A 22,202-nucleotide genomic window follows, 5' to 3' on the forward strand; every position below is an offset into this window, starting at 1 on the left:
CCAAAAAGAAACCGCGGGGAGCGATCCCCGCGGTTTCCTGATTCCGGGACCGGCCGAGGCGCCTTATTTCGGGCCGCCGCCGCCGAAGATGTTCTGGATCGCCGCGCCCGGCGCACCGCCGGTGCCGCGCAGAAGCTGGCCGAGGAAGGTGAGCTCGATGCCGCCGGTCGGCGTGACGCGGGAGATCATGTCGAAGACCCGGCCATCCTTCAGCGTGTAGTGCGCGAGGCGCTCGACCACGCCGTCCTTGTCGAAATAGATGGCAAGCACGCTCTGATCGACGACCTTCGGCTTCATGAAGGCGACGGGGCGGCTGCGCTTCTGCGAGACGTAGTAGAAGACCTCGTTGTCGAAGGTCGCGGTCGCCGACGGCGAGCCGAGCGAGAGCAGGACCTGTTCGCGCGAGGAGCCGACCGGCGCCAGCGCCAGCGTTTCCTGATCGACGACATAGCCCTGGTGCAGCACTTCGCCGGGACCCTGGCAGCCTGCGAGAACGGACGAGGAAAGCGCGATGGCAATGGCGGCGTTACGCAACAGCTTCATGTTCAGAGCATCTCTCTTCAACAGCATCCCCGGGACTGTGATGGCCGCGCAGCCATTGCAATTCATGCCTGCTTCGGTAAACCAGCTTCGACCGTCATGCAACATGACTTGCGACGGCTCCATGGTTTGAATCGGGCAAAACTAGGCTTTATGATGATTTTCGGCCTGTTCGGCAAAAAAAACGGCAACCGACGCATCGTCGAAAAGCAGTACGCGACGCTGACGAAGGCGGCACGGCATCCCTATCTCTATGAAGTGCTTGATGTTCCCGACACGGTAATCGGCCGTTTCGAGATGCTCTCGGCAATGCTGATCCTTTACTTCCGCCGCACCCGCGCAAGCGGCACGTCCGGCCAGGAGATCGCCCAGGAGATCGTCGACGCCTTCTTCGAGGATGTCGATCATTCGATTCGCGAGCTCGGCGTCGGCGATGTCGGCGTGCCCAAGCGCATGAAGAAGTTCGCCGGCATGTTCTACGGCCGGCTGGAATCCTACGCCGCGGCGCTCGATTCCGGCGACCATGAAGCCCTTGCCGCCGCGCTCCGGCGCAACATCCATCCGGATGCGGGCGAGGGCGCGCCGTCCATGACGGGGCTGGCCCTCTATCTCTTCGCGGCTGAAAAGGCGATGATGGCCGTCGGCGAAGACGAGATCAGGATCGGTGCGCTGGGCGTGGTGGAGCCGGACCGGCAAGGACACGCCGCCTGAGGGCGGCCCAAAGGGAAAAGAATGAAGACAGACGACGAAACGCCGTTCTCCTACCCGGTCAAGGTGGGGCACATTTCCGCCAATCCGGTCGAGGTGACGATCAGCGCCGATGCCGAGGAGCGCGCGGGCCTTGCGAAACTCTGGTCCGTGCTGGAGGTGAGGGCGCTTTCCGCCACCTTCCAGCTCCAGCGCTGGAAGCGCGACGGCGTGCGCCTCAAGGGCCGCGTCACGGCGGATATCGTGCAGGCCTGCGTCGTCACGCTCGATCCCGTCGCGGCGCATATCGACGAGCCGGTCGAGGTGGTCTTCGTGCCGGAAGGGTCCAAGCTGGCGCGGCTTCCGGCTGCCAGCGAGACCGGCGAGATGCTGCTCGATCCCGACGGGCCGGATGCGCCGGAGATCTTCACGGGCGATACGGTCGATGCCGGCGTGGTCGCGGCCGAACATGTCGCGCTCGCCATCGATCCCTATCCGCGCAAGTCCGGCGTGGACTTTTCCGGCCATATCGAGAGCACCGGCAAGGATGACAAAAAACCGTCGCCTTTTGCCGTTCTGAAGGACTGGAAAAAAGACTGAACGGCTCCTGAAACGCCCGATAATTCAGTTGTGCCCCCGGCGAAAAGCGGTATTTTGACCGAATTCCGCCGCGGCAGCCCTCTGCCCCTGGAAAACAAGAATTAAGGCAAGACACGCGTGGTCAGAATTTCCGTCGACGTCATGGGTGGCGATTTCGGCCCCAAGGTCGCTATCCCGGGCGCAGCCAAGGCTCTCGAGCGCCATCCCGACATCCGTTTCGTGCTTTTTGGCAATGCCGCCGAATGCGAGCCGCTCCTGGCGCAGCATCCGAAACTGAAGGCCGCCAGCACCTTCAACCATTGCGACGTCGCCGTCGCCATGGACGAGAAGCCGAGCCAGGCCTTGCGCCGCGGCCGCGGCAAGTCCTCCATGTGGCAGGCGATCGACGCCGTCGCCAAGAACGAGGCCGACGTCGCCGTCTCCGCCGGCAATACCGGCGCGCTGATGGCCATGTCGAAGTTCTGCCTGCGCATGATGGCCAATATCGAACGCCCGGCGATCGCCGGCATCTGGCCGACCCTCAAGGGCGAGAGCATCGTGCTCGATATCGGCGCGACGATCGGCGCGGATGCGAACCAGCTCTTCGACTTCGCGCTGATGGGCGGCGCCATGGCGCGCGCGCTGTTCGGGATCGACAAGCCGACGCTGGGCCTGCTCAATGTCGGCGTGGAGGAGATCAAGGGCCAGGAGGAGGTGAAGGCCGCCGGCCAGCTCATCCGCGAGGCCAATTTCGACACGATTGACTATTACGGCTTCGTCGAAGGCGACGATATCGGTCGCGGTACGGTGGATGTGGTGGTCACGGAAGGTTTTGCCGGCAACATTGCGCTGAAGGCGGCGGAAGGCACGGCGCGGCAGATCGCCGAATACTTGCGCGCGGCGATGTCGCGCACCTGGATGGCCAAGCTCGGCTATATCCTCGCCAAGAGCGCCTTCGACCGGGTGCGCGAGAAGATGGACCCGCGCAAGGTGAACGGCGGCGTGTTCCTCGGCCTCAACGGCATCGTCATCAAGAGCCATGGCGGCACGGACGCCGAGGGCTTCGCCGCGGCTGTCGATGTCGGCTACGACATGGCCCGCAACGGCCTCAAGGACAAGATCGAAAGAGATTTGCAGAAGTACCATGCCGGCCGCCCCGTCGAAGGGGCCGCCCAGGGCATGAGCGACGAGGTATAGAATGATTCGTTCAGTGGTCCGCGGTTTCGGGACGGCGCTTCCGAAACGGGTGCTCACCAATGCCGAGCTGGAAAGCATGGTCGACACGTCCGACGACTGGATCGTGCAGCGCACCGGCATCCGCCAGCGCTACATCGCCGGCGAGGGCGAGACGACCGCATCGCTCGGCGAGGGCGCCGCGCGCGCCGCGCTCGACAAGGCGGGCCTGACGGCCGCCGATATCGACGTCATCATCGTCGCCACCTCGACGCCGGACAACACGTTTCCGGCGACCGCCGTCAACATCCAGAACCGCCTCGGCATGCATCACGGCTTCGCCTTCGACGTGCAGGCCGTCTGTTCCGGCTTCGTCTATGCGGTGACGACCGCCGACGCCTATATCCGCGGCGGCCTTGCAAAACGCGTGCTCGTCATCGGCGCGGAAACCTTCTCGCGCATCCTCGACTGGACCGACCGCACGACCTGCGTGCTCTTCGGCGACGGCGCCGGCGCAATCGTGCTGGAGGCCGCCGAAGGGGCGGGCACCAACCAGGATCGCGGCGTCCTGACGGCGCAACTGCGCTCCGACGGCGCGCACCGCGAGAAGCTTTATGTCGATGGCGGCCCGTCCACCACGGGCACGGTCGGCCATCTGCGCATGGAGGGCCGCGAGGTCTTCAAGCACGCGGTCGGCATGATCACCGACGTGATCGTCTCGGCCTTCGATGCCACCGGCTTCACCGCCGAGGACGTCGACTGGCTGGTGCCGCACCAGGCGAACAAGCGCATCATCGACGGCTCGGCCAAGAAGCTCGGCATCCCCCTCGAAAAGGTCGTCGTCACCGTCGACCTGCACGGCAACACCTCTGCCGCCTCGATCCCGCTGGCGCTGGCCGCCGCGGCGAGCGACGGGCGAATCAAGGACGGCGACCTCGTGCTGCTGGAGGCCATGGGCGGCGGCTTCACCTGGGGTGCGGTGCTGCTGCGCTGGTAGGCGCTTCCAGCCGCCTTGCCGCGCGCAAGGCGGTTTCCCGACAAGAGGAACACGGGGCAACGGGCGGGCGCCGGCCCTGCCTTTGCCATGCCGGAACACCGGCCGGCGGCGGGTGAAACGGCCTCTCCCGCATCAAGGCGCAGCGCCGCTTGACCCGCGGGGGCAAGGACAATACTCTTCCGCCACTTAACCATAGGCTTTCAATGGGATATCGGTGAGGAACGATGAGCGGCAAGACGGTGACACGCGCAGATTTGGCCGAATCGGTTTTCCGGAAGGTCGGCCTTTCGAGGACCGAATCCGCAGAGCTTGTCGAAACCGTGATCGACGAGATCTGCAATGCCATCGTGCGGGGTGAGAGCGTGAAACTCTCCTCCTTCGCCACCTTCCAGGTGCGCGACAAGAACGAGCGCATCGGTCGCAACCCGAAAACCGGCGAGGAAGTGCCGATCTCACCGCGCCGGGTGATGACCTTCAAGGCGTCCAACGTGCTCAAGCAGCGGGTGCTGAAGGCGCATCTCGCGCGCAAGGCGAAACAGAAGCCGGCGTCACCCGCTTCCTGAGCGTTTTTCTGCCGATTGCCGGCGGATCGGCAATTTGAAACTTGAATATCGTCCGGCAACCCGCTGAAATGAATACGATTCGGCAACGTCTCCGTTTGCCGTGCCACGCGCTTTCATCGAGGGTAGAATGGACAAGAGTCCGGACGCGTTCCGCACCATCAGCGAGGTTGCCGACGATCTCGACCTGCCGCAGCATGTGCTGCGCTTCTGGGAGACGCGTTTCACGCAGATCAAGCCGATGAAGCGCGGCGGCGGGCGCCGCTACTATCGGCCCGAGGACGTGGACCTCCTGAAGGGCATCCGTCATCTCCTCTACGACCACGGCTATACGATCAAGGGCGTGCAGAAGCTCCTGAAGGTCAACGGCAACCGCTTCGTCGCCGCCATTGCCAGCGGGGACCTCGCCACCGTCGAGGCGCTGGCTGCGGCGAGCCACGAGGAGCCGCCCCCGCCCAAGGCCGGCAGCGACGAGGACCAGATCGTCGGCCGCGCCAAGGCGCCGGCCAGCCGCCGCTTCTTCTCCTTCGTCGGCGGCGGTGACGAAACGCCGGAAATCTCGATCGGCAAGACCAGCGTCGGCAAGGAAGACCGCGCGCTCCTGCAGGAGGCGCTCTACGATCTCCTGGAATGCAAGCGCCTGCTCGACCAGGTGCGCTGAGCCTTTCCCGGTCGCCCCGGTACGTCCTGGTCGTCGGCCGCCAGGCCGGAACACCCGGCCCAAGCGATCCACCCATCCACCGGCGCCGTCATGTCGCAGGTTCGATCCGCTCCATCCGCATCCGTGCAGCGAAGGGGGCCGCGTCAATCCCGCTGCTGCATCGGCTCCCAGCCGCGCACGAAGCCGCGCCCCATCGCCGAGCGGGTCAGTTCGAGCTGGCGCCGCAGATGCGCGCAATCGGCCAGCAGCGTCGCGATCGTCGCGCGCGCATCGCCGTCATGCCAGGCAAGGGCGGCGCATACGGCGTCGTCCCCGTCCTCCTTCGGTTCAGTCTGTGCTTCGTACTCGGGAAGCGGTCGCACGTCGGCATTCTCCTGTGGTGACACAGAAAATCGGGGATTTCCGGGATCGAGATAAGCAGGCCTTCGCCTTTGTTCTTATTATGTTCCGTTGCGCTGTAGAGTCAAGCGCTCGAAACAGGCTGACAGAAGGAAAAGGCCCCGCACGGTGGCGGGGCAAACAAGCGTCACGCTTGGCTCTCAGTGACGCGGGGGAGTGCTCGCAAATGACAAGCGAGCAGGGACATCCTACGACTTTCGTCTAATGCCCGGGAAGGTCTGATTCGGCGTTTCCGGTACGGTTGTGAAAAAAATTGCACTTTTCGGCGCCCAGGCCGGCGGCGCATCCATTCATGAGGAGAGGGCGCGGTCGCGCGGTGGGTTCGTGTCCATACAAGCTCCGCCCGGGGCAGGCCGGAAATCCACAAGGTTTTCCGTGAAATGTCCCGCCGTGGCGTTTGCGTGGCGGACAATTCTCCACTTTCGTCCCTGCCGCCTATTTTTAGGCTTGCATCCAAATGCCCGAGACTATAGGGGTTTGCGCGGTCCGGAATGTAGCGCAGCCCGGTAGCGCACTTGACTGGGGGTCAAGGGGTCGTGGGTTCGAATCCCGCCATTCCGACCATTTTCCTTTTATTTTCCACACTCTGCGTGGTTCCTCCGGGAACCTTGTGCGTTTCCCTGCGTTCTCGACGGCCGGCCTCGTTCGCCGGTGATATCGGCAGCTGAGGAGACGGAAATGGAAGATGCAGGCGTAGGCTGGATTGCGGCCATCATTATCGGCGGTGTTGCGGGCTGGCTCGCCGAGATGTTCATGAAGAGCAATATGGGCGTGCTGATGAACATCGTGCTCGGCATTGTCGGCGCGGCGGTGGCGAACCTTCTGCTCGGCCTGATCGGCGTCTCGCTCGGCGGATGGATCGGCTATCTGATCGCGGGCTTCATCGGCGCCTGCGTTCTCATCGCGCTGGCGCGGGCGATCAGGCGCTAACACGCCGCGCTGAAGACAAATCGTTTCATCGATCGAGGACCGTCGTTCCGAAAGAACGGCGGTTCTTTCGTTTCAGGCGATCAGGCCGCGGTAGATCGCTTCCGTTTCGCTGACCATGCGGTCGAGGCGGTATTCGGGGCTGCGGGCGCGGGTGAGGGCGGCGGCGGTGTGGCGGGCGAGGTGGCCGGGATCGCTGAGGCGCAGCATGGCGTCGGCCAGGGCCCCCGGATCGTCGGCGTTCTTCAGGAGAATGCCGTTCTCGCCGTCCTTCAGCACCGTGGAGACGCCGCCGACATCGGTGAGGATCAGGGGCCTGCCGGCCGCGGCGCCTTCCAGCATGACATAGGACATGGCCTCGTAGCGGCTCGGCATCGTGAGCACGTCGATGGCCGCCATCGCCTCGACGCCGGTAAAGCCCGTGGTGAGGTGGATGCGCGCCTTCTGGCCGCTCGCCTCGACCTGCCGCCGCACGTCCGCTTCCATGTCGCCGCTGCCGATCATCAGGAGATGGGCGTGCGGCACGTGTTCGGCGACCTGCGCGAAGGCCGCCACCAGGCGCTCGGGCGCCTTCTGGTGGCAGAGCCGGCCGACGAAGCCGAAGAGCAGGGCTTCCATGGGAATGCCGAGGGCCTGCCGCACGGCGGTGCGGGAATTGGCGGGCGGCGTTTCGACGCCGTTGACGACGATCGACAGCTTTTTGCGCGGCATGCCGAGCGCGCGGGCATGGGCATATTCATCGGCGGAGACGCAGATGATGCGATCGGTAAGGGTGCGGGCGAGCAGCTTTTCGATCGAGCCGTAGACCCTGCGGCCGAGCGTGCCAAGGCCGGGATCCATGGTGTAGAAGGCGTGCGGCGTGTAGACCCGCGGGATGTGGCGGCCGGGCAGGCGCAGGCGCGTCAGCGCGCCGGCCTTCGAGCTGTGGGCATGGACGACGTCGAAGGGGCCGGCGCTGCGCATGACGGCGCGGATCGCGCGCCAGGCGCCGATGTCGGACGGGCCGGGCGCGCGCGTCATGGCGACGGCGTGCAGGCCGGCAAGGCCGAGCGCCTGCAGCTCCTCGACGAAGCGCGCTTCCGCCCGAAGCGGCGAATAGATGGCGTGCACGGCATGCCCGCGGGCCGTGAGGCCGCGGCACAGGTCGATGAAATGCCGGCCGGAGCCGCCGCCGCCGGTCTCCAGCACCTCCAGGAGGCGCATCTGGCGCAAGACCCTGTCCTGTTTTCTGCTCATGGTGCGGTCAGTCCGGGGCGATCTGCCTGTTGTGCCGCTTCTCGAGGGCAAGGCATCCCCACACGATCCCGAGCAGCAGGTAGAAATGCCGCCAGTGATCCGTGTCGATGACGAAGCCGATCGCGGTGTGGCCGGCGATGGTGATGTAGGAGATCATCAGGAAGGGTTGCCACGGCCGGTTGCGCAAGAGCGCCTTGAAGCCGGCGGAGAACGTCCAGAGGATCAGGGCGAGGTAGGAGACGAAGCCGAGCCAGCCGTAGGTGGTCAGCGATTTCAGCCAGATATTGTGCTCGTCCTCGGGGAACATCTTGCTGAATTCCATCGGGCCGATGCCGAGCGGCTTTTCCATGGCCATGAGGAAGCCGATGCGGTGGCGCTCGAAACGGCCGAGATGGCCGCCGTCATACTCCTGCACGAGCTGGGTGCGGCTGGAAAAGAGGTTCGCCACCTTGTCGAATTGCAGCGCGACGACGAGCGCCACGACCATCAGGCCGACGGCCGAGAGGCTGAGGATGAGGATCTTCAGCCGGAACGCCCCCGTGCGCTCCTTCAGCAGCATGACGAAGACGAGCGCCGCCACGCAGACGAGATAGAGCCCCCAGGCGGCGCGCGAGAAGGAGAGGAAGATGCCGAGCGCCAGGATCAGCACGCCGACGACCTTCAGCGGCGCACCGAGGATGCGGCCGGCGAGCAGGCCGTACATCAGGTAGAGCGAAGGGCCTACGAGGAAGGGACCGAAGACGTTCGGATCCTGGAAGGCGCCCTTGGCGCGGTCGTAGAGCGTGAAGGCCTCCGCGCCGGGAAAGGCGTGGAAATAGCCGAGGATGCCGAGCGAGGCGGTGATGAGCGCGCCGGCGACCCAGGCGCGGAAGATCAGCTCCAGCCGCGCCGGCTTCGCCTCGATGATGGCGGCGAAGAACACGCTGGAGAGCGCCAGGAACAGCGAGACGGCGATATACATCGGCCCGACCGACAGGTCGTCGAGCACCGTCAGCGAGAGCATGCCGCCGATGTTGAACAGGATGAGCAGCGCGAGCAGCGGCGCGATGCCCCGCGAGATGCGCAGGCCAACGATGGCCCACAGGCCGATGAGCCCGGCCATGAAGAGCTCATAGGGCGCCGGCTCGCTGATGACGAAGCCGGAGAGGAAGACCCCGACGGCCACCAGCAGCGAGCCGATGACGCCGAGGGCTGCCAGTTGCGGACGGAACGGCGGGGCGTAGGGGAGGGCCGCGTCGCTCAATACGCATTTTCCGTGTTGAGCAGGCGCAGGGGCGTCAGGAAGAGAATCTTCAGGTCCAGCCAGAGCGACCAGTTCTCGATGTAGTAGAGGTCGAATTCGGTGCGGAAGCGGATCTTGTCGTCATGGTCGATCTCGCCGCGCCAGCCGTTGATCTGCGCCCAGCCGGTGACGCCGGGCTTTACCCGGTGGCGGGCGAAGTAGCTCTCGACGACATCGACATATTTGCGGTCGTTCGACTGTGCCTGGATGGCGTGCGGGCGCGGACCGACGAGGGAGAGGTCGCCCTTCAGGACATTGAAGAACTGCGGCAGCTCGTCGATCGAGGATTTGCGCAGGAACCGGCCGACGCGGGTGACGCGCGGATCGCCCTTCGTCACGGCGGCCTTCGCCGTCGGGTCGGCAAGGTGCGTGTACATCGAGCGGAACTTGTAGACCTCGATGATCTCGTTGTTGAAGCCGTGCCGCTTCTGCTTGAAGATGATCGGGCCGGGCGAGGAGAGCTTGACCGCGATGGCCGCGCCGAGCATCACCGGCCAGAGCAGCAGCAGCGCGACGACGCTGAAGAAGACGTCGAAGAGGCGCTTGGCGACATTGTCCCAGTCGGCGATCGGCTTGTCGAAGATGTCGAGCATCGGCAGGCTGCCGACCTGCGAATAGCTGCGCGGGCGGAAGCGCAGGCCCTTGGAATGGGCGGCAAGGCGGATGTCGACCGGCAGCACCCAGAGCTTCTTGAGGAGGGCGAGGATACGCGCCTCGGCCGAGAGCGGCAGCGAGATGATCAGCATGTCGATGCGGGCGAGGCGGGCGAATTCGACGAGCTCGGCGACATTGCCGAGCTTCGGGTAGCCGGCGATGATCGCGGGCGAGCGGCGCTCGTCGCGGTCGTCGAAGATGCCGCAGATGCGGATGTCGTTCTCCGGCTGGTGTTCGAGCGTGCGGATGAGCTCCTTGGCCGGCTCGCCGCCGCCGACGATGACGGCGCGGCGCTCCATGGTGCCGTTGCGCGCCCAGCGGCGGATCGAATAGGCGATCACCTGCCGCTCGATGACGAGATAGAGGGCGCCGGCCACGAACCAGGAGGCGAACCAGACGCGGGAATACTGCTCGCCGAACTTGAAGAAGAAGACGATGAGCGCCATCGCGCCGAAGGCGAGCGCCCAGGCGGCGAGGATGCGCGGCGTCATGCGCCAGGGCGAGCGCAAGGCGGGAACCTGGTAGGCATCGGCGAACTGGAGCATCAGGACGCCGATCGCCGCGCCGCCGACGAGCACGCAGAGGTAGAAGACGGACAGGCCCATGCTGCTGACATAGAGCGCATGAATGCCGTAGCCGAGCGCCAGCAGCGCGCCGAATTCGAGCAGGCGCAGCAGGCCGATGATCATGCTCGGCGAATAGGTGTCGGCGCGAAACTGCGCCGCGATCTTCCGGGCGAGCGGATTGAGCTCGACGGTCTGGCCGGCGTCCTGGCTTTCCCCGGGCGCGGCGACCGATATTTCGGACACCTTGCGCCGCAGCGCTTCCGGATCGAAGGAGACGGGTTTGTCGACATGGTTCATGGCACGCACCTGTAGGGGCTTCGTCCCGGAAATAGCACGAAGCCCCTAAGAAACGTTTACGTTGCGCCTGCCGTAACGTCAGGCGCTGTGCCGATTTCCGCCAGCCTGCCGGGCGAGAATGTCGCGATAGAGGTCGAGCAGGGCGCTGGACATGACGGAGGCGGAGAAGGACGCCTTGAAGCCGGCCGGTTCCGGCATCACCTTGCGCGGCCAGTCGGCATCGGTGATCGCCTGGGCCATCAGGGCGGCGAGCCCGTCCGGGTCGCCCGGTTCGGTAAGCGCGATGCTCGTTCGGCCGAGCACTTCCGGAATGCCGCCGACGCGGGTGGCGATGACCGGTTTTCGCGCCGCGAGCGCCTCCAGCACGATATAGGGCATGGCCTCGGCGCGCGAGGGCACGATGACGTTGCGCGTCAGCGCGAAGGCGTCATGCGCCTTCATGGCCGGCAGCATGCCGATGCGCCGGCCGAGGCCCATGCGCAGCATCATGTCCTCGTATTTCGCCTTGTCCGGCCCGTCGCCGATCATCAGGGCGGAAAGCGGGCGGCCGATCCGGCGTTCCGTGCGGGCGAAGGCCTCGACGAAGACGTCCGGCCCCTTCAGGTCGCGCAGCATGCCGATATAGAGGAAATCGACGGCATCCTCGCGGGAATAGACGGGCGCGAAGTCGCGGTCGTGGATGCCGTTGTAGATGCGCTCGGCCCTGACGCGCGGCCGGCCGACGCGGGCGGCATAGGTCTCGCGCTCGTAGTCGCAGACGAAGACGAGCGCATCGCCGAGTCTTTCCAGCAGGCGCTCGGCGGTAAGGATCGCCATGCCCGTCGCGGTGCGGCGATTGTAGTGCAGGCTGCCGCCATGCGGCGAATAGAGGCGGGCTACGCGATACCTGTTGACCCGCAGGGCTGAGCCGATGAGCCGGGCAATGGCGCCACCCTTGGCGCCGTGCCCGTGCAGGACATCCGGCTGCAAACCTTTTATTTCGTGATAGCTGTTCCAGAATGCGCCGACGTCGCGCGGGCTGATCGACCGGCTGATCGGCAGGCGCACGAGGCCGAGCGAGAGATAGGGGCGGATTTCATCGAAGAGGCCGTCCTCATAGGAGCTGCCGGTGAGACTGTCGCAGACGATGCCGACCTCGTGGCCCGCCTTCGCGTGGAACTCGGCAAGATCGCGCACATGGCGGAAGATCCCGCCGATGGGGGAGCGGAAGCAGTGAATGATGCGCAGAGGCCCATCGTCCGCCATCTTGCTTAGAACAGCCGTTCGCGGACATAGATCGTGTCGCCGGCCAGCACCGGATCGGAGATGGACACACGGCCCGTGAGGATCTTGCCGTTGATCTTGCGGGTGACGTCGACATCGCCCTGGTTGGCGCGCGGCGAGAAACCGCCGGCCAACGCGATGGCGTTCTGGATCGTCATGCCGGCGACATAGCTGTATTGCCCGGCCTGGCCCACTTCGCCCATCACGTAGATCGCGCGGTAGCGGTCGACCTCGATGGAGACGTCCGGATCGCGCAGATATCCCTGCCTGAGCTTCGTCGCGATGATGCGTTCCAGTTCCTGGATCGTCTGGCCGCGCGCCGGCACGGCGCCGATGAGCGGGAAGGCCACGTAGCCGGCCTGGTCGATCGAATAGGTGTTGCTGAGGCCGGCCTGTTCGAAGACGGTGATGCGCAACCGGTCGCCGCTATCCAGGCGATAAGGCTGGATGGTTGCCTCGTGGAACGCCTTTGGGGCGGGGCGGTAGCCGCTGCAGCCGGCAACCGCCGGCACGATAAGTGCCAGCGCAAGCAGCGCGCCCTTGTTGATCGTTGCGAATGCCATTCGCTTTACCCAATCCCGGAATCAGAAGTGTGGAGCCCGTTATCGATCCGTTAGGGTTAATGGCTGGTAAAGGCGCGGCGGGGATGGGCGGGATGATGCGGATTTTTTCGCAAGGGTGGTGCGCGGGAAGGGGTAAGACAACCGCCGATGATTAACCCTTGCGTTACCATGTTTGTTTACCGTGCGCGGAAATCGTCGTGTTTGGAGTTGAGATATGTCGGGCGCACACAGCCAGCAGGATGTCGATATCGATCTTGGCGGCCTTTTCGGCGCGATCTGGCGCAACCGCATGCGCGTGCTGCTTGCCACCGTCGCCTGCGCGGGCGTTGCCTTTGCCGGCGCCAGCCTCGTCACGCCGCGCTACAAGGGCGAGGCCCGGCTGCTCATCGAAACGCGCGAGCCGGCCTTCACGACGGGCACCGACCGCACGCAGGGTCGCGAGCAGCAGCCGGCCCTCGACGAACTCGGCATCGCCAGCCAGGTCCAGCTCCTGAGGTCCGCCGACCTCATCAAGCAGGTCGCGCGCAACATGAAGCTCTATGAACTGGAGGAGTTCGATCCGGCGGCAAAACCCTCGGCCATTTCCGACATGCTCGTCCTTTTCGGCCTGAAGAAGAGCCCGCTCGACCTCGAACCGGAAGAGCGCGTGCTGAAGGAATTCGTCGACAAGCTCGTCGTCTACCAGGTGGAGCGCTCGCGCGTCATCGGCATCGAGTTCTCCTCGAAGGACCCGCGCCTTGCCGCCGAGATCCCCAACGAGATGGCGAAGGTCTATCTCTCGCTGCAGAGCGGGGCGAAACTCGACACCAATTCAGAGGCGACGCGCTGGCTGGAGCCGGAAATCGCCAATCTGCGCGAGAAGGTGCGCGAGGCCGAGCAGAAGGTCGCCGAGTATCGCTCGCAGTCCGATCTGCTGCCGACCGGCGAGAACTCCAACTTCGCCGCACGCCAGCTCACCGACATCTCGACGGAACTCGCCCGCGTGCGCGGCGAGCGCGCCAATGCGGAAGCGCGGGCCGAGAGCGTGCGCACCGTGCTCAAGACCGGCGGCGCGCCGGACACGCTGACCGATGTCGTCGGTTCGCAGATGATCCAGCGGCTGAAGGAAAGCGAGGCGCAGATCCAGGGCCAGATCTCCGATCTCTCCACCTCGCTGCTCGAAGGCCATCCGCGCCTGAAGGGCCTGCGCTCGCAGCTCACCGGCATCCGCGGGCAGATCACGGCGGAGACGCAGAAGATCCTGTCGAGCCTCGAAAACGAGGCCAAGACCGCCCAGATGCGTGAAACCCAGCTCCTGCAGCAGCTCAACACGGTGAAGGCGAACAGCGCGCGCGCCGGCGAGGACGAGGTCGGTCTCAAGGCGCTGGAGCGCGAGGCGACCGCCCAGCGCCAACTGCTCGAAACCTATCTCGCCCGCTACCGCGAGGCGACCTCGCGCACCGGCAGCGGCTCGACGCCCGCCGATGCCCGCATCATCTCGGCTGCCGTCGAGCCGACGGAGGTGGCCTTCCCGAAGGTCGTGCCGATCACCATCGTCGGCGGCGTCGCAGGCTTCATGCTGAGTGCGATCGCGATCCTGCTGGCCGAACTGTTCAGCGGTCGGGCGCTGAAGCCGGTCGGCGCCGTCGCAGCGGTGCCGGCGCGGCGCGAGGAAGAGGTTTTCGAGGACGCGGTCGCGGCGGATGTCACGGCTGAGGCGCCGGTCGTCCACAAGACCCCCGTCGTGCGCCGTGATCCGGTCGCACGCCTCGACCCGGCCCCGATCCGCGATGTCCGCGCGCCGGTGAAGTCGCTGCTGGCCGACATCACGCCCGATGAGGACGAGGAAGAGGAAGAAAAGGAAAAGGTGGCCGGGCAGGGCGAGAGTGCGTCGCTGCTCGATACATTCGACCTTGAGGAGGAGGAGGACGAATTCTCCATCGCCGCTGTTGCCCGCTATATGATCGAGAACAATATTTCGGTCGCGGTCTCCGTCTCGCCCTCCGGCGATCGCGGGTCCACGGCCACCGTCATGCTGGCCCGCCGCATCGCGGAAGAGCATCGCAAGACGCTCATCATCGACCTTACCGGTTCGGCCTGCCCGACGCGCCTGATGGCCCAGTCTGCCCATATGCCCGGCATCACCGACCTTCTCGTCGGCGATGCCGCCTTCGGCGACATCATCCACGGCGACCGGCTGTCCGGCGCGCATATCATTCCGCGCGGCAATGCCAACATCAAGCGCGCCATGCGCGGCATCGACCGGCTGGCGATGGTCATCTCCTCGCTTGCCGATGCCTATGACGCGGTGATCGTCGAATGCGGCCCGGCCGAAGTGGAGGCCGTACGGCGCCTGACGCGCGACCAGGAGACGGATATCATCCTCTCCCTTCCGGGCGCCGACGAGGACGAGATCGTCGAGATGATCGACGCCTTCGGCGAGGCCGGCTACAGCGAGGTCATGCTGATGACGGGCGAGGGGGGCGAACCGCCGCAATATCCGGGCCGCCGCGCGGCGTAAGGTCAGTCCGTGGGCGCGGGCGCCGTCCTGCCGGAGCGCAGGCGTTGCAGGAAGGCGTAGATCTGCGGGTTCTGCTTGATCAGGCGTTTCGCGCCGGTCTTGGCCCGATGCAGCGCGGCCACCGTCGCGCCGGCCATCGTCGTCGGCCAGAGCAGGTCGTACTGCCGCGTTTCCATCGTGCACCAGGAGCGCTTGTAGGGCTGGTCGCCGATGCCGAAATCGAAGAGGCGCACGCCCTCGCCGCACAGTTTCCGGATCGCAAGGTAGAACAGGAATTCACCGGGGCTGGCATCCGCGGCGATCGTGTCCTCGATCGAGCCGAACTGGCAGATCACATGGTCGCCCTTGCGTGACAGGCCGGCAATGGCAGCGATGCGGCCCTCATTTTCACCCTTGAGGCGCACCGCATGGAGTTGCAGCGGATAGCTGCCGTCCGCCTCGGGCACGGACACCAGCCGACGGAAGAAGTCCCGGGTGTCCTCGTTGCGGAAAACGTCCGGCAGGCCCATGGCGTCGAAACGCGCGGCCTTCTGCTGGAAGAAGGTTTCCAGCAATGCCCGGCTTTCCGCGCCGGCCTCGGCGATGATGTGCTCGTAGCCGCCAAGCGCCATCAGGCGGCGTTCGGAGGCGCGGAATTTCTTGCGGCGGCGGCGGGCGTTGACCTGTTGCAGCGTGCGCTCGAAATCGGCGAAGAGTTCGATCTGGAAGGCGGCATTCTGGTTCAGCACCGCGGAAAGATCGGAAAAGGGGCTGGTTTCGCCGCGCCAGTCGAGCGGCATGTTTTCCAGAAGGAAGATGTCGCAGTGGCGGGCAAGCTGGCTGCGCACCGTTTCAAGCGCCTGCCTGAGACGCGGCGGGGCGGCGAGGGCGCGGAAATCCCGCGAATAGAGGCCCGTATTGATGTTGCTGAACGGGGCGGCGAGGAAGCGGGCGATGCGGATCGGCCCGCGGCGCACGATTTCGAATGGCAGCAGGAGATGCGTGCGCCCGCCGGAGCAACCCTCGATGATCAGCAGCCTGCAGGCGCGGCTTTCCACCCAGGCGCGGCACCAGTCGTAGCTCTGGTGAAGTGAAAGCGCGTTGTCCGTTTCCAGTGCCCGCCAGCAGGCCTCGACCGGTTCCATCCGCTCGTGCAGGCGGATCGACAGCGGCATCGGCGGGCGCTTATGGTCCCTTTCGGCCGCAGGTGCCGGATCGCCGCGTGCAAGGTCGCGTTCGGACGGCATGATCTGGAAATGGAGTTGCATCGCTCCCATGGTCTGGCCTTCGTGCATTCGGTTGCCGCAGCGTCACCATAGGCGCTAGGCTTGCGCAATTGGTTTAAATCCGCTGGCGCCGGCGCGTATGCCCCGGGAAATCGGCCAGCGCGGTTAGCAAGTCGATAACGAGCGCGGCGGGCGGGCGGCCTGCCGGCGGGAGGGACCCATGCAGACCTGGCGGCCGCCGCAGAAGATCCACGTGAAGGTGCTGGGCCTTGTCTGGCACGGCGGCCGGCTTCTGGCGGCGGAAGTGACGCGCGACGACGGCACGGTCAAGGGCGTGCGCCCGCCCGGCGGCTCCATCGAGTTCGGCGAAACGCGGGAAGAGGCGCTCGCCCGCGAGTTCCGCGAGGAGCTCGGCTGCGAGATCGCGATCGACGGCCCGTGGACGACCTTCGAGAACCTCTTCTGGCATGAGGGCGCGCAGGGCCACGAGTTCATTTTCGCCGCGAACATCTACCTGCTCGACGAAAGCCTCTACCGCCGGCCCGAGATCACGCTCGTCGAGCATGACCGCTCGGTCTGGACGGCGCGCTGGTTCTACCCGCTTGCGCTGCCGGCCGGCGTGGAGCTCTACCCCGCCGGCCTTGCCGCCCATCTTCAGACATAGCCTATTCGTCGCGCGGCTTGCCCGGCTTTTCCATCCACTTGATGATCAGCATGGCCGGCAGGATCCACAAAAGGCCGGTCACGGTGAAGTAGAGAAGATGGATGTACCAGGGCGATTGCCCGAGCGTGGCGGCGGCGATGGTGGTCGCGACCAGCGCATAGACGAGCACGAGGATGATGATCAGGACCGTGCCGATCAGTTTTCTGAGGCGAGGGGCATGGGCAGTCTTTCACTTCGGTAGCGGCAAAATGGCGCGACGGCGTGCCGCAAAGGTTCGGGCCTTGTTTTGCACGGGCCGGTCAGGCAAATCAACGCCACAGTCCTTCCGGCTGAAGCCGTGCGCGCGGTTTTGCCGGAAGGACGCGAGAAAGCAACCGGAATGGCGGGCTGCCCGCCGCTCCGGAAAAGGAGCCGAGACGATGAGCGCCACGACCGCGACCGCATACCGCAGCCACAATGACACGGACAGGACCGAACTCAACCGCCGCCAGGTGCGCCGGTGGCTCGGCTTCGTGCTGTTCACGCTGTTCGTGCTGGTGCTGGTGGGCGGCGCGACGCGGCTCACCGAATCCGGCCTTTCCATCACCGAATGGAAGCCGATCCACGGCGTCATCCCGCCGATCGGCGACAAGGAGTGGCAGGAGGAGTTCGACCTCTACAAGCGCATTCCGCAATATCAGCAGATCAACAAGGACATGACCGTCGAGGAGTTCAAGACGATCTTCTGGTGGGAATGGGCCCACCGGCTGATCGCCCGCTCCATCGGCTTCGTCTTCGCCGTGCCGCTCGCCTTCTTCTGGCTGACCGGCCGGATCGAGAAGAAGCTGCGCTGGCCGCTCGTGGGCCTTCTGGCGCTCGGCGGTTTCCAGGGGTTCATCGGCTGGTGGATGGTCACATCCGGCCTTGCCGAGCGGGTTTCCGTCAGCCAGTACCGGCTCGCCACGCACCTTACCATCGCCTGTCTGATCTTCGCCTGGACGACATGGCTGATGCGGGCGCTTTCGCCGCACAGCGACGATGCCGCGCCGACGGACGGTTCCCGCCGGATGGCCGGCATCATCGCCTGCATGGCGATCTTCCAGATCTATCTCGGCGCCCTCGTCGCCGGCCTCGACGCGGGCCTCACCTACAACACCTGGCCGCTGATGGACGGCGCCGTCGTCCCCGGCGGCCTCTTCGTGCAGCAGCCCTGGTGGATCAACCTCTTCGAGAACCCGAAGACGGTGCAGTTCGTCCACCGCATCGGCGCCTACGTGCTCTTCGTGCTCGTCGCCGTCCACATGATCGCCTCGCTGCGCGCCGCCCCCGAAACGACGCATGCCCGCCGCGCCCTCGTGCTGTTCGGCCTCGTCTGTCTCCAAGCGACGATCGGCATCCTCACGCTCCTCTGGCAGGTCCCGCTCGGCTGGGCACTGGCGCACCAGGGCGGGGCGCTGGTCGTGCTCGGCTTCGCGGTCGCCCATTGGCGCGGGTTCTACGGGGAAATGGAACGGTCGTGACTTGAAGCGTCCTCTCTTATATAATCCCGAGGATTTTATAGAAGAGGTGTGCCATGGCACTCAGCCTGAAGGATGCCGAAACGGATCGGCTCGCCCGCGAAGTGGCCGCCTTGACCGGTGAGAGCCTGACGACGGCGATCCGCAAGGCGCTTGCCGAGCGTCTCGACCGGGAACGCCGCCGCCGCGGCCAGCCGTCCGATCTGAAACGTCGCCTGCACGCGATCGGTGCCGCCTGCGCGGCGCTGCCCGACAGGGACGGCCGCTCCGCGGACGACATCGTCGGCTATGATGGCGACGGGCTCTGGTGATGGTCATCGACACCTCGGCGCTCGCGGCCGTGCTGTTTCAGGAAGATGACGCGGCAATCTTCGAGGAGATGCTGGCAACTGGCGGGCGATGCCTGATTTCCGCCGTCACACGCGTCGAAGTCACCTGTGTGATCGAAGGAAGAAAGGGCGAAGAAGGGCGTGCCGCGTTGGAGGCGCTGCTGGATGCGGTGAGCGCCGAGACCGTCTCGGTCGATGGCGCTCAGGTCAATCTCGCTATTTCCGGCTTTCGTACCTATGGCAAGGAAAGGCATCCGGCAGGCCTGAATATCGGCGACTGCTTTTCCTACGCGCTCGCAAAGGCTCTCGACGAGCCCTTGCTGTTCAAGGGCAACGATTTCGCCCTGACGGATATACGCTCCGCGCTTGCCTGAGGCGAACTCACCCCTTCAGCATCAGGTCCATGTTCTGCACGGCAGCGCCCGATGCGCCCTTGCCGAGATTGTCGAGCAGGGCGACGAGGTTGACATGCGGCGCGCCGGCGGTGCCGAAGACGTAGAGCTTCATGCGGTCCGTATCGGCCAGCTCAACGGCGTTGACCCGGGCGAGGTTGGCGCTTTCCTTGAGGTCCACCACCTCGACGATGTCCTGGCCGGCATAATGCGCGGCCAGCGCCTCGTGGATCGAGCCGAGCGAGGCGTGGTCGTTGAGGTCTGCAAGGTAGAGCGGCACCTGCACGATCATGCCCTGCGGGAACTTTCCGACGGAGGGCGAGAAGAGGGGCGCGCGGGAAAGCAGGCCGTGCACCTGCATTTCCGGCACATGCTTGTGCTTGAGCGTGAGGCCGTAGAGGAAGTGCGGTGCATCGATGTGTTCCGGATGGCCTGCATCCTCCATCTGCGCGATCATCTGCTTGCCGCCGCCGGTGTAGCCCGAAACGGCGTTGACCGTGACCGGATAGTCCTCCGGCAGCAGGCCGGCAAGGCGGAGCGGGCGCAGCAGCCCGATGGCGCCCGTCGGATAGCAGCCGGGATTGGCGACGTAACGGGCACCGGCGATCTTCTTCGGCTGTTCCCGATCCATCTCGGCAAAGCCATAGGCCCAGTCCGGATTGACGCGGTGCGCCGTCGAGGTGTCGATGATGCGGACGGAATTGTTGCCGGCGACCATGGCGACGGCTTCCTTCGCCGCATCGTCGGGCAGGCAGAGGATGGCAACGTCGGCGCTGTTCAGGAGGTCCTCGCGCAGCCTGGCATTGCGGCGCTCGACCTCGGGGATCGAGAGGAGCTCGACATCATCGCGGCCGGCCATGCGTGTGCGGATCTGCAGGCCCGTCGTGCCGTGTTCGCCATCGATGAAGATCTTCGGTTTCATCTGCAATCCAATCCTGTGAGAAGCCTGCCGCAATTCCAGCAAACCCCGTTTGCGGGTTTGCGTCCGAACGTGCGGATAAGAGAATTTCCGGCCCGATATAACCCCTCGGCCCGTCGCATTCAATGCGGCGCCGTCAGCGTCGTTCGGCCAGTTTTGCGGCGTGAAGCCCCAGCATGTACATGGCGATGTTGGAACCGGCGATGGCCGTGATGTCCGCATGGTCATAGGCCGGCGCGACCTCGACCACGTCGGACCCGACGATGTTGAGCGCACCGAGCTTGCGCAGGACCGACAGGATTTTCGCGCTCGACGGGCCGCCGGAGACGGGCGTGCCGGTGCCGGGCGCGAAGGCCGGGTCGAGGCAGTCGATATCGAAGGTGAGGTATGTCGCCCCGTCCCCGACATGGTGGACGATCGCATCGGCGATCTCGCCAGCGCTCATCTCCTCGACGTCATAGCCGTAGAGAATGCGGATGCCGCAATCCTCCGGCGCATGGGTGCGGATGCCGATCTGGATCGAGGTCTCGGGATCGATCAGCCCCTCGCGCACCGCCGTGCCGACGAAGGAGCCATGGTCGATGCGGCCCTTCTCGTCCGCCCAGGTATCCTGGTGGGCATCGAACTGTACGAGGGAGAGGGGGCCGTATTTTTCCGCATGGGCGCGCAGGAGCGGCAGCGTGATGAAATGGTCGCCGCCGAGCGTCAGCATGTAGGCGCCGGATTTCAGGATCTTCTTCGCCTCGCGCTCGATGGTGCCGGGCGTCTTCTGGTGGTTGCCGTAGTCGAGCAGGCAGTCGCCGTAGTCGATGACGGCCATGTCCGCGAAGAGGTCGCGCTCGAAGGGATATTGCGGGTCGTTGTCCATGATCGCCGAGGCGCGGCGGATGGCCTGTGGCCCGAAGCGCGTGCCGGGCCGGTTGGAGGTCGCGGCATCGAAGGGAATGCCCCAGACGACGGCGTCGACATCCTTCAGGATCTTGGTGTAGCGCCGGCGCATGAAGGAGAGGATGCCTGCATGGGTCGGGTCCGAGGCGGCGCTCTTCAGCGTCTTCGCCGTGATGGCGTGGTCGATCGTCTTGTTGGCCATGAAAAATCCCTCCGAATGTGGCGGGACGTTCGCCAATCATGAGCCGCAAGGCAAGGGATTTTTGAGGCCCAGAAAACGAAAAGGCCGGGGCGAACCCCGGCCTTTCCTGAAGAGCATGTCGTCCGAGCGATCAACGCTTGGAGAACTGGAACGAACGGCGGGCCTTGGCCTTGCCGTACTTCTTGCGTTCGACGACGCGCGAGTCGCGGGTCAGGAAGCCGCCCTTCTTGAGGATCGAGCGCAGGCCCGGCTCGAAGTAGGTCAGCGCCTTGGAGATGCCGTGACGAACGGCACCGGCCTGGCCGGAAAGGCCGCCGCCGGCGACGGTGGCGTCGATGTCGAACTGGCCGTCACGGGCCGCCGCGACGATCGGCTGCTGCAGGATCATCTGCAGGACCGGGCGTGCGAAATAGGCTTCGAACGACTTGCCGTTGACGGTGATCTTGCCGGAGCCCGGCTTGACCCACACGCGGGCGACAGCGTCCTTGCGCTTGCCGGTGGCGTAGGAACGGCCCTGGGCGTCAACCTTCTTGACGTGAACCGGGGCGGAAGCGGCCGGAGCTGCAGCAGCGACGCCGAGGTCCTTGAGCGAGGAGAGGTCGGCCATTATCAGGCGCTCCTTGTGTTCTTGCTGTTCAGCTTGGCGACGTCGAGGGCGACGGGCTGCTGGGCTTCATGCGGGTGGTTGGCGCCGGCGTAGACGCGCAGGTTCTTCATCTGGCGACGGCCGAGCGGGCCACGCGGAACCATGCGTTCGACGGCCTTTTCGAGGACGCGCTCCGGGAAGCGGCCTTCGATGATCTGGCGAGCCGTGCGCTCCTTGATGCCGCCCGGGTAACCGGTGTGCCAGTAGTACTTCTTGTCGGAGTACTTCTTGCCGGTGAAGACGACCTTCTCGGCGTTGATGACGATGACGTTGTCGCCGTCATCGACGTGGGGCGTGAAGGTTGCCTTGTGCTTGCCGCGCAGGCGGTTGGCGATGAGGGTAGCGAGGCGACCGACAACGAGGCCTTCGGCGTCGATGAGGATCCACTTCTTTTCTACCTCGGCGGGCTTCTGTACGAAGGTTGCCATGGGAGATGTCTTTCTTTTGCGATCCCGAGGTTTTGAGGCGACGGGCGTTTCTTGTTGCTTGGTTTGGCCCCTTGCGGGTGCCAAAAATCGAACGCGGCCCGTGGGGACCGCGATCTGGAGCGGCTTATAAGCGAGAGCCGATGGGACGT

The 22,202-nt window shown here is 65.3% G+C and carries 25 protein-coding genes and 1 tRNA gene; 13 read left to right on the forward strand and 13 right to left on the reverse strand.

Features of this window, described 5'->3' with window-relative positions; translation table 11 throughout:
- Positions 1–63: 63 nt before the first annotated feature.
- Positions 64–543, reverse strand: a complete 480-nt coding sequence (locus shn_RS06660; RefSeq protein WP_133033289.1) for an outer membrane protein assembly factor BamE — start codon at positions 541–543, stop codon at positions 64–66.
- Positions 544–696: 153 nt separating this feature from the next.
- Between shn_RS06660 and shn_RS06665 the strand changes: the two genes are divergently transcribed.
- From shn_RS06665 to shn_RS06690, 6 genes are all read left to right on the forward strand, one after another.
- Complete coding sequence (locus tag shn_RS06665) at positions 697–1,251, forward strand: ubiquinol-cytochrome C chaperone family protein (RefSeq protein ID WP_064332477.1); 555 nt, start codon at positions 697–699, stop codon at positions 1,249–1,251.
- Between the two features lie 21 nt (positions 1,252–1,272).
- Positions 1,273–1,827, forward strand: a complete 555-nt coding sequence (locus shn_RS06670; protein WP_064329711.1) for a DUF177 domain-containing protein — start codon at positions 1,273–1,275, stop codon at positions 1,825–1,827.
- A 117-nt stretch (positions 1,828–1,944) separates the two neighbouring features.
- Complete coding sequence (plsX, locus tag shn_RS06675; protein ID WP_064329712.1) at positions 1,945–3,003, forward strand: phosphate acyltransferase PlsX; 1,059 nt, start codon at positions 1,945–1,947, stop codon at positions 3,001–3,003.
- Position 3,004: 1 nt separating this feature from the next.
- The gene (locus tag shn_RS06680; RefSeq protein ID WP_064329713.1) at positions 3,005–3,976 is read left to right on the forward strand and encodes a beta-ketoacyl-ACP synthase III; all 972 of its coding nucleotides are present in this window, start codon (positions 3,005–3,007) and stop codon (positions 3,974–3,976) included.
- A 224-nt stretch (positions 3,977–4,200) separates the two neighbouring features.
- Positions 4,201–4,539, forward strand: a complete 339-nt coding sequence (locus tag shn_RS06685; RefSeq protein ID WP_064329714.1) for an integration host factor subunit alpha — start codon at positions 4,201–4,203, stop codon at positions 4,537–4,539.
- A gap of 127 nt (positions 4,540–4,666) precedes the next feature.
- Positions 4,667–5,197 (forward strand): MerR family transcriptional regulator, encoded by a 531-nt coding sequence (locus tag shn_RS06690; RefSeq protein ID WP_064329715.1) that lies wholly within the window; start codon positions 4,667–4,669, stop codon positions 5,195–5,197.
- 143 nt (positions 5,198–5,340) lie between these two features.
- Here the strand turns inward: shn_RS06690 and shn_RS06695 are convergent, their stop codons facing one another.
- Entirely contained in the window at positions 5,341–5,559 is a 219-nt protein-coding gene (locus shn_RS06695) for a hypothetical protein (RefSeq protein WP_064329716.1), read from the reverse strand.
- Between the two features lie 524 nt (positions 5,560–6,083).
- Between shn_RS06695 and shn_RS06700 the strand changes: the two genes are divergently transcribed.
- A tRNA-Pro gene (locus shn_RS06700) sits at positions 6,084–6,160 on the forward strand.
- Between the two features lie 114 nt (positions 6,161–6,274).
- The gene (locus shn_RS06705) at positions 6,275–6,526 is read left to right on the forward strand and encodes a GlsB/YeaQ/YmgE family stress response membrane protein (protein ID WP_064329717.1); all 252 of its coding nucleotides are present in this window, start codon (positions 6,275–6,277) and stop codon (positions 6,524–6,526) included.
- Positions 6,527–6,598: 72 nt separating this feature from the next.
- On the opposite strand, the gene shn_RS06710 is transcribed toward shn_RS06705, so the two are convergent.
- The 5 genes from shn_RS06710 to shn_RS06730 form a co-directional block, all read right to left on the reverse strand.
- Positions 6,599–7,759, reverse strand: a complete 1,161-nt coding sequence (locus shn_RS06710; RefSeq protein WP_064329718.1) for a glycosyltransferase family 4 protein — start codon at positions 7,757–7,759, stop codon at positions 6,599–6,601.
- Positions 7,760–7,766: 7 nt separating this feature from the next.
- A complete protein-coding gene (locus shn_RS06715) occupies positions 7,767–9,002 on the reverse strand; it encodes an O-antigen ligase (protein WP_064329719.1) in 1,236 nt (411 codons plus the stop codon).
- Entirely contained in the window at positions 8,999–10,558 is a 1,560-nt protein-coding gene (locus shn_RS06720) for an undecaprenyl-phosphate glucose phosphotransferase (protein ID WP_064329720.1), read from the reverse strand. The genes shn_RS06715 and shn_RS06720 overlap by 4 nt, the downstream gene beginning before the upstream one ends.
- Before the next feature lie 78 nt (positions 10,559–10,636).
- Positions 10,637–11,803 (reverse strand): glycosyltransferase family 4 protein, encoded by a 1,167-nt coding sequence (locus shn_RS06725; protein ID WP_064329721.1) that lies wholly within the window; start codon positions 11,801–11,803, stop codon positions 10,637–10,639.
- Between the two features lie 5 nt (positions 11,804–11,808).
- Positions 11,809–12,384: a polysaccharide biosynthesis/export family protein gene (locus shn_RS06730; protein WP_064329722.1), complete on the reverse strand. Its 576-nt coding sequence runs from the start codon at positions 12,382–12,384 to the stop codon at positions 11,809–11,811.
- Positions 12,385–12,598: 214 nt separating this feature from the next.
- Here shn_RS06730 and shn_RS06735 point away from each other — a divergent pair, with 214 nt between their 5' ends.
- Entirely contained in the window at positions 12,599–14,884 is a 2,286-nt protein-coding gene (locus shn_RS06735; protein ID WP_064329723.1) for an exopolysaccharide transport family protein, read from the forward strand.
- A gap of 2 nt (positions 14,885–14,886) precedes the next feature.
- Here the strand turns inward: shn_RS06735 and shn_RS06740 are convergent, their stop codons facing one another.
- Complete coding sequence (locus shn_RS06740; protein ID WP_245337375.1) at positions 14,887–16,140, reverse strand: GNAT family N-acetyltransferase; 1,254 nt, start codon at positions 16,138–16,140, stop codon at positions 14,887–14,889.
- Positions 16,141–16,309: 169 nt separating this feature from the next.
- Between shn_RS06740 and shn_RS06745 the strand changes: the two genes are divergently transcribed.
- Positions 16,310–16,753, forward strand: a complete 444-nt coding sequence (locus shn_RS06745) for an NUDIX hydrolase (protein WP_064329724.1) — start codon at positions 16,310–16,312, stop codon at positions 16,751–16,753.
- Position 16,754: 1 nt separating this feature from the next.
- Here the strand turns inward: shn_RS06745 and shn_RS06750 are convergent, their stop codons facing one another.
- A complete protein-coding gene (locus tag shn_RS06750; RefSeq protein WP_084437827.1) occupies positions 16,755–16,952 on the reverse strand; it encodes a DUF2842 domain-containing protein in 198 nt (65 codons plus the stop codon).
- Between the two features lie 220 nt (positions 16,953–17,172).
- Between shn_RS06750 and shn_RS06755 the strand changes: the two genes are divergently transcribed.
- Genes shn_RS06755 through shn_RS06765 form a run of 3 tightly spaced genes read left to right on the forward strand, consistent with a single transcriptional unit; the run spans position 17,173 to position 18,952 of the window.
- Positions 17,173–18,252, forward strand: coding sequence for a COX15/CtaA family protein (locus shn_RS06755; RefSeq protein WP_064329726.1), 1,080 nt, complete (start codon positions 17,173–17,175; stop codon positions 18,250–18,252).
- Positions 18,253–18,305: 53 nt separating this feature from the next.
- A complete protein-coding gene (locus shn_RS06760) occupies positions 18,306–18,560 on the forward strand; it encodes a type II toxin-antitoxin system VapB family antitoxin (RefSeq protein ID WP_064329727.1) in 255 nt (84 codons plus the stop codon).
- Positions 18,560–18,952 carry a type II toxin-antitoxin system VapC family toxin gene (locus shn_RS06765; protein WP_064329728.1) on the forward strand — a complete coding sequence of 131 codons (393 nt, stop codon included), beginning with the start codon at positions 18,560–18,562 and terminating at the stop codon, positions 18,950–18,952. The genes shn_RS06760 and shn_RS06765 overlap by 1 nt, the downstream gene beginning before the upstream one ends.
- A gap of 7 nt (positions 18,953–18,959) precedes the next feature.
- On the opposite strand, the gene argC is transcribed toward shn_RS06765, so the two are convergent.
- From argC to rplM, 4 genes are all read right to left on the reverse strand, one after another.
- Entirely contained in the window at positions 18,960–19,892 is a 933-nt protein-coding gene (argC, locus tag shn_RS06770) for an N-acetyl-gamma-glutamyl-phosphate reductase (protein WP_064329729.1), read from the reverse strand.
- A 133-nt stretch (positions 19,893–20,025) separates the two neighbouring features.
- Complete coding sequence (gene speB, locus shn_RS06775; protein ID WP_064329730.1) at positions 20,026–20,979, reverse strand: agmatinase; 954 nt, start codon at positions 20,977–20,979, stop codon at positions 20,026–20,028.
- A gap of 130 nt (positions 20,980–21,109) precedes the next feature.
- A complete protein-coding gene (gene rpsI, locus shn_RS06780; protein WP_064329731.1) occupies positions 21,110–21,586 on the reverse strand; it encodes a 30S ribosomal protein S9 in 477 nt (158 codons plus the stop codon).
- Between the two features lie 2 nt (positions 21,587–21,588).
- Entirely contained in the window at positions 21,589–22,053 is a 465-nt protein-coding gene (gene rplM / locus shn_RS06785) for a 50S ribosomal protein L13 (protein ID WP_064329732.1), read from the reverse strand.
- Between the last annotated feature and the right edge of the window lie 149 nt (positions 22,054–22,202).

This window comes from Shinella sp. HZN7, from assembly GCF_001652565.1.
Classification (GTDB): Bacteria; Pseudomonadota; Alphaproteobacteria; order Rhizobiales; family Rhizobiaceae; genus Shinella; species Shinella granuli.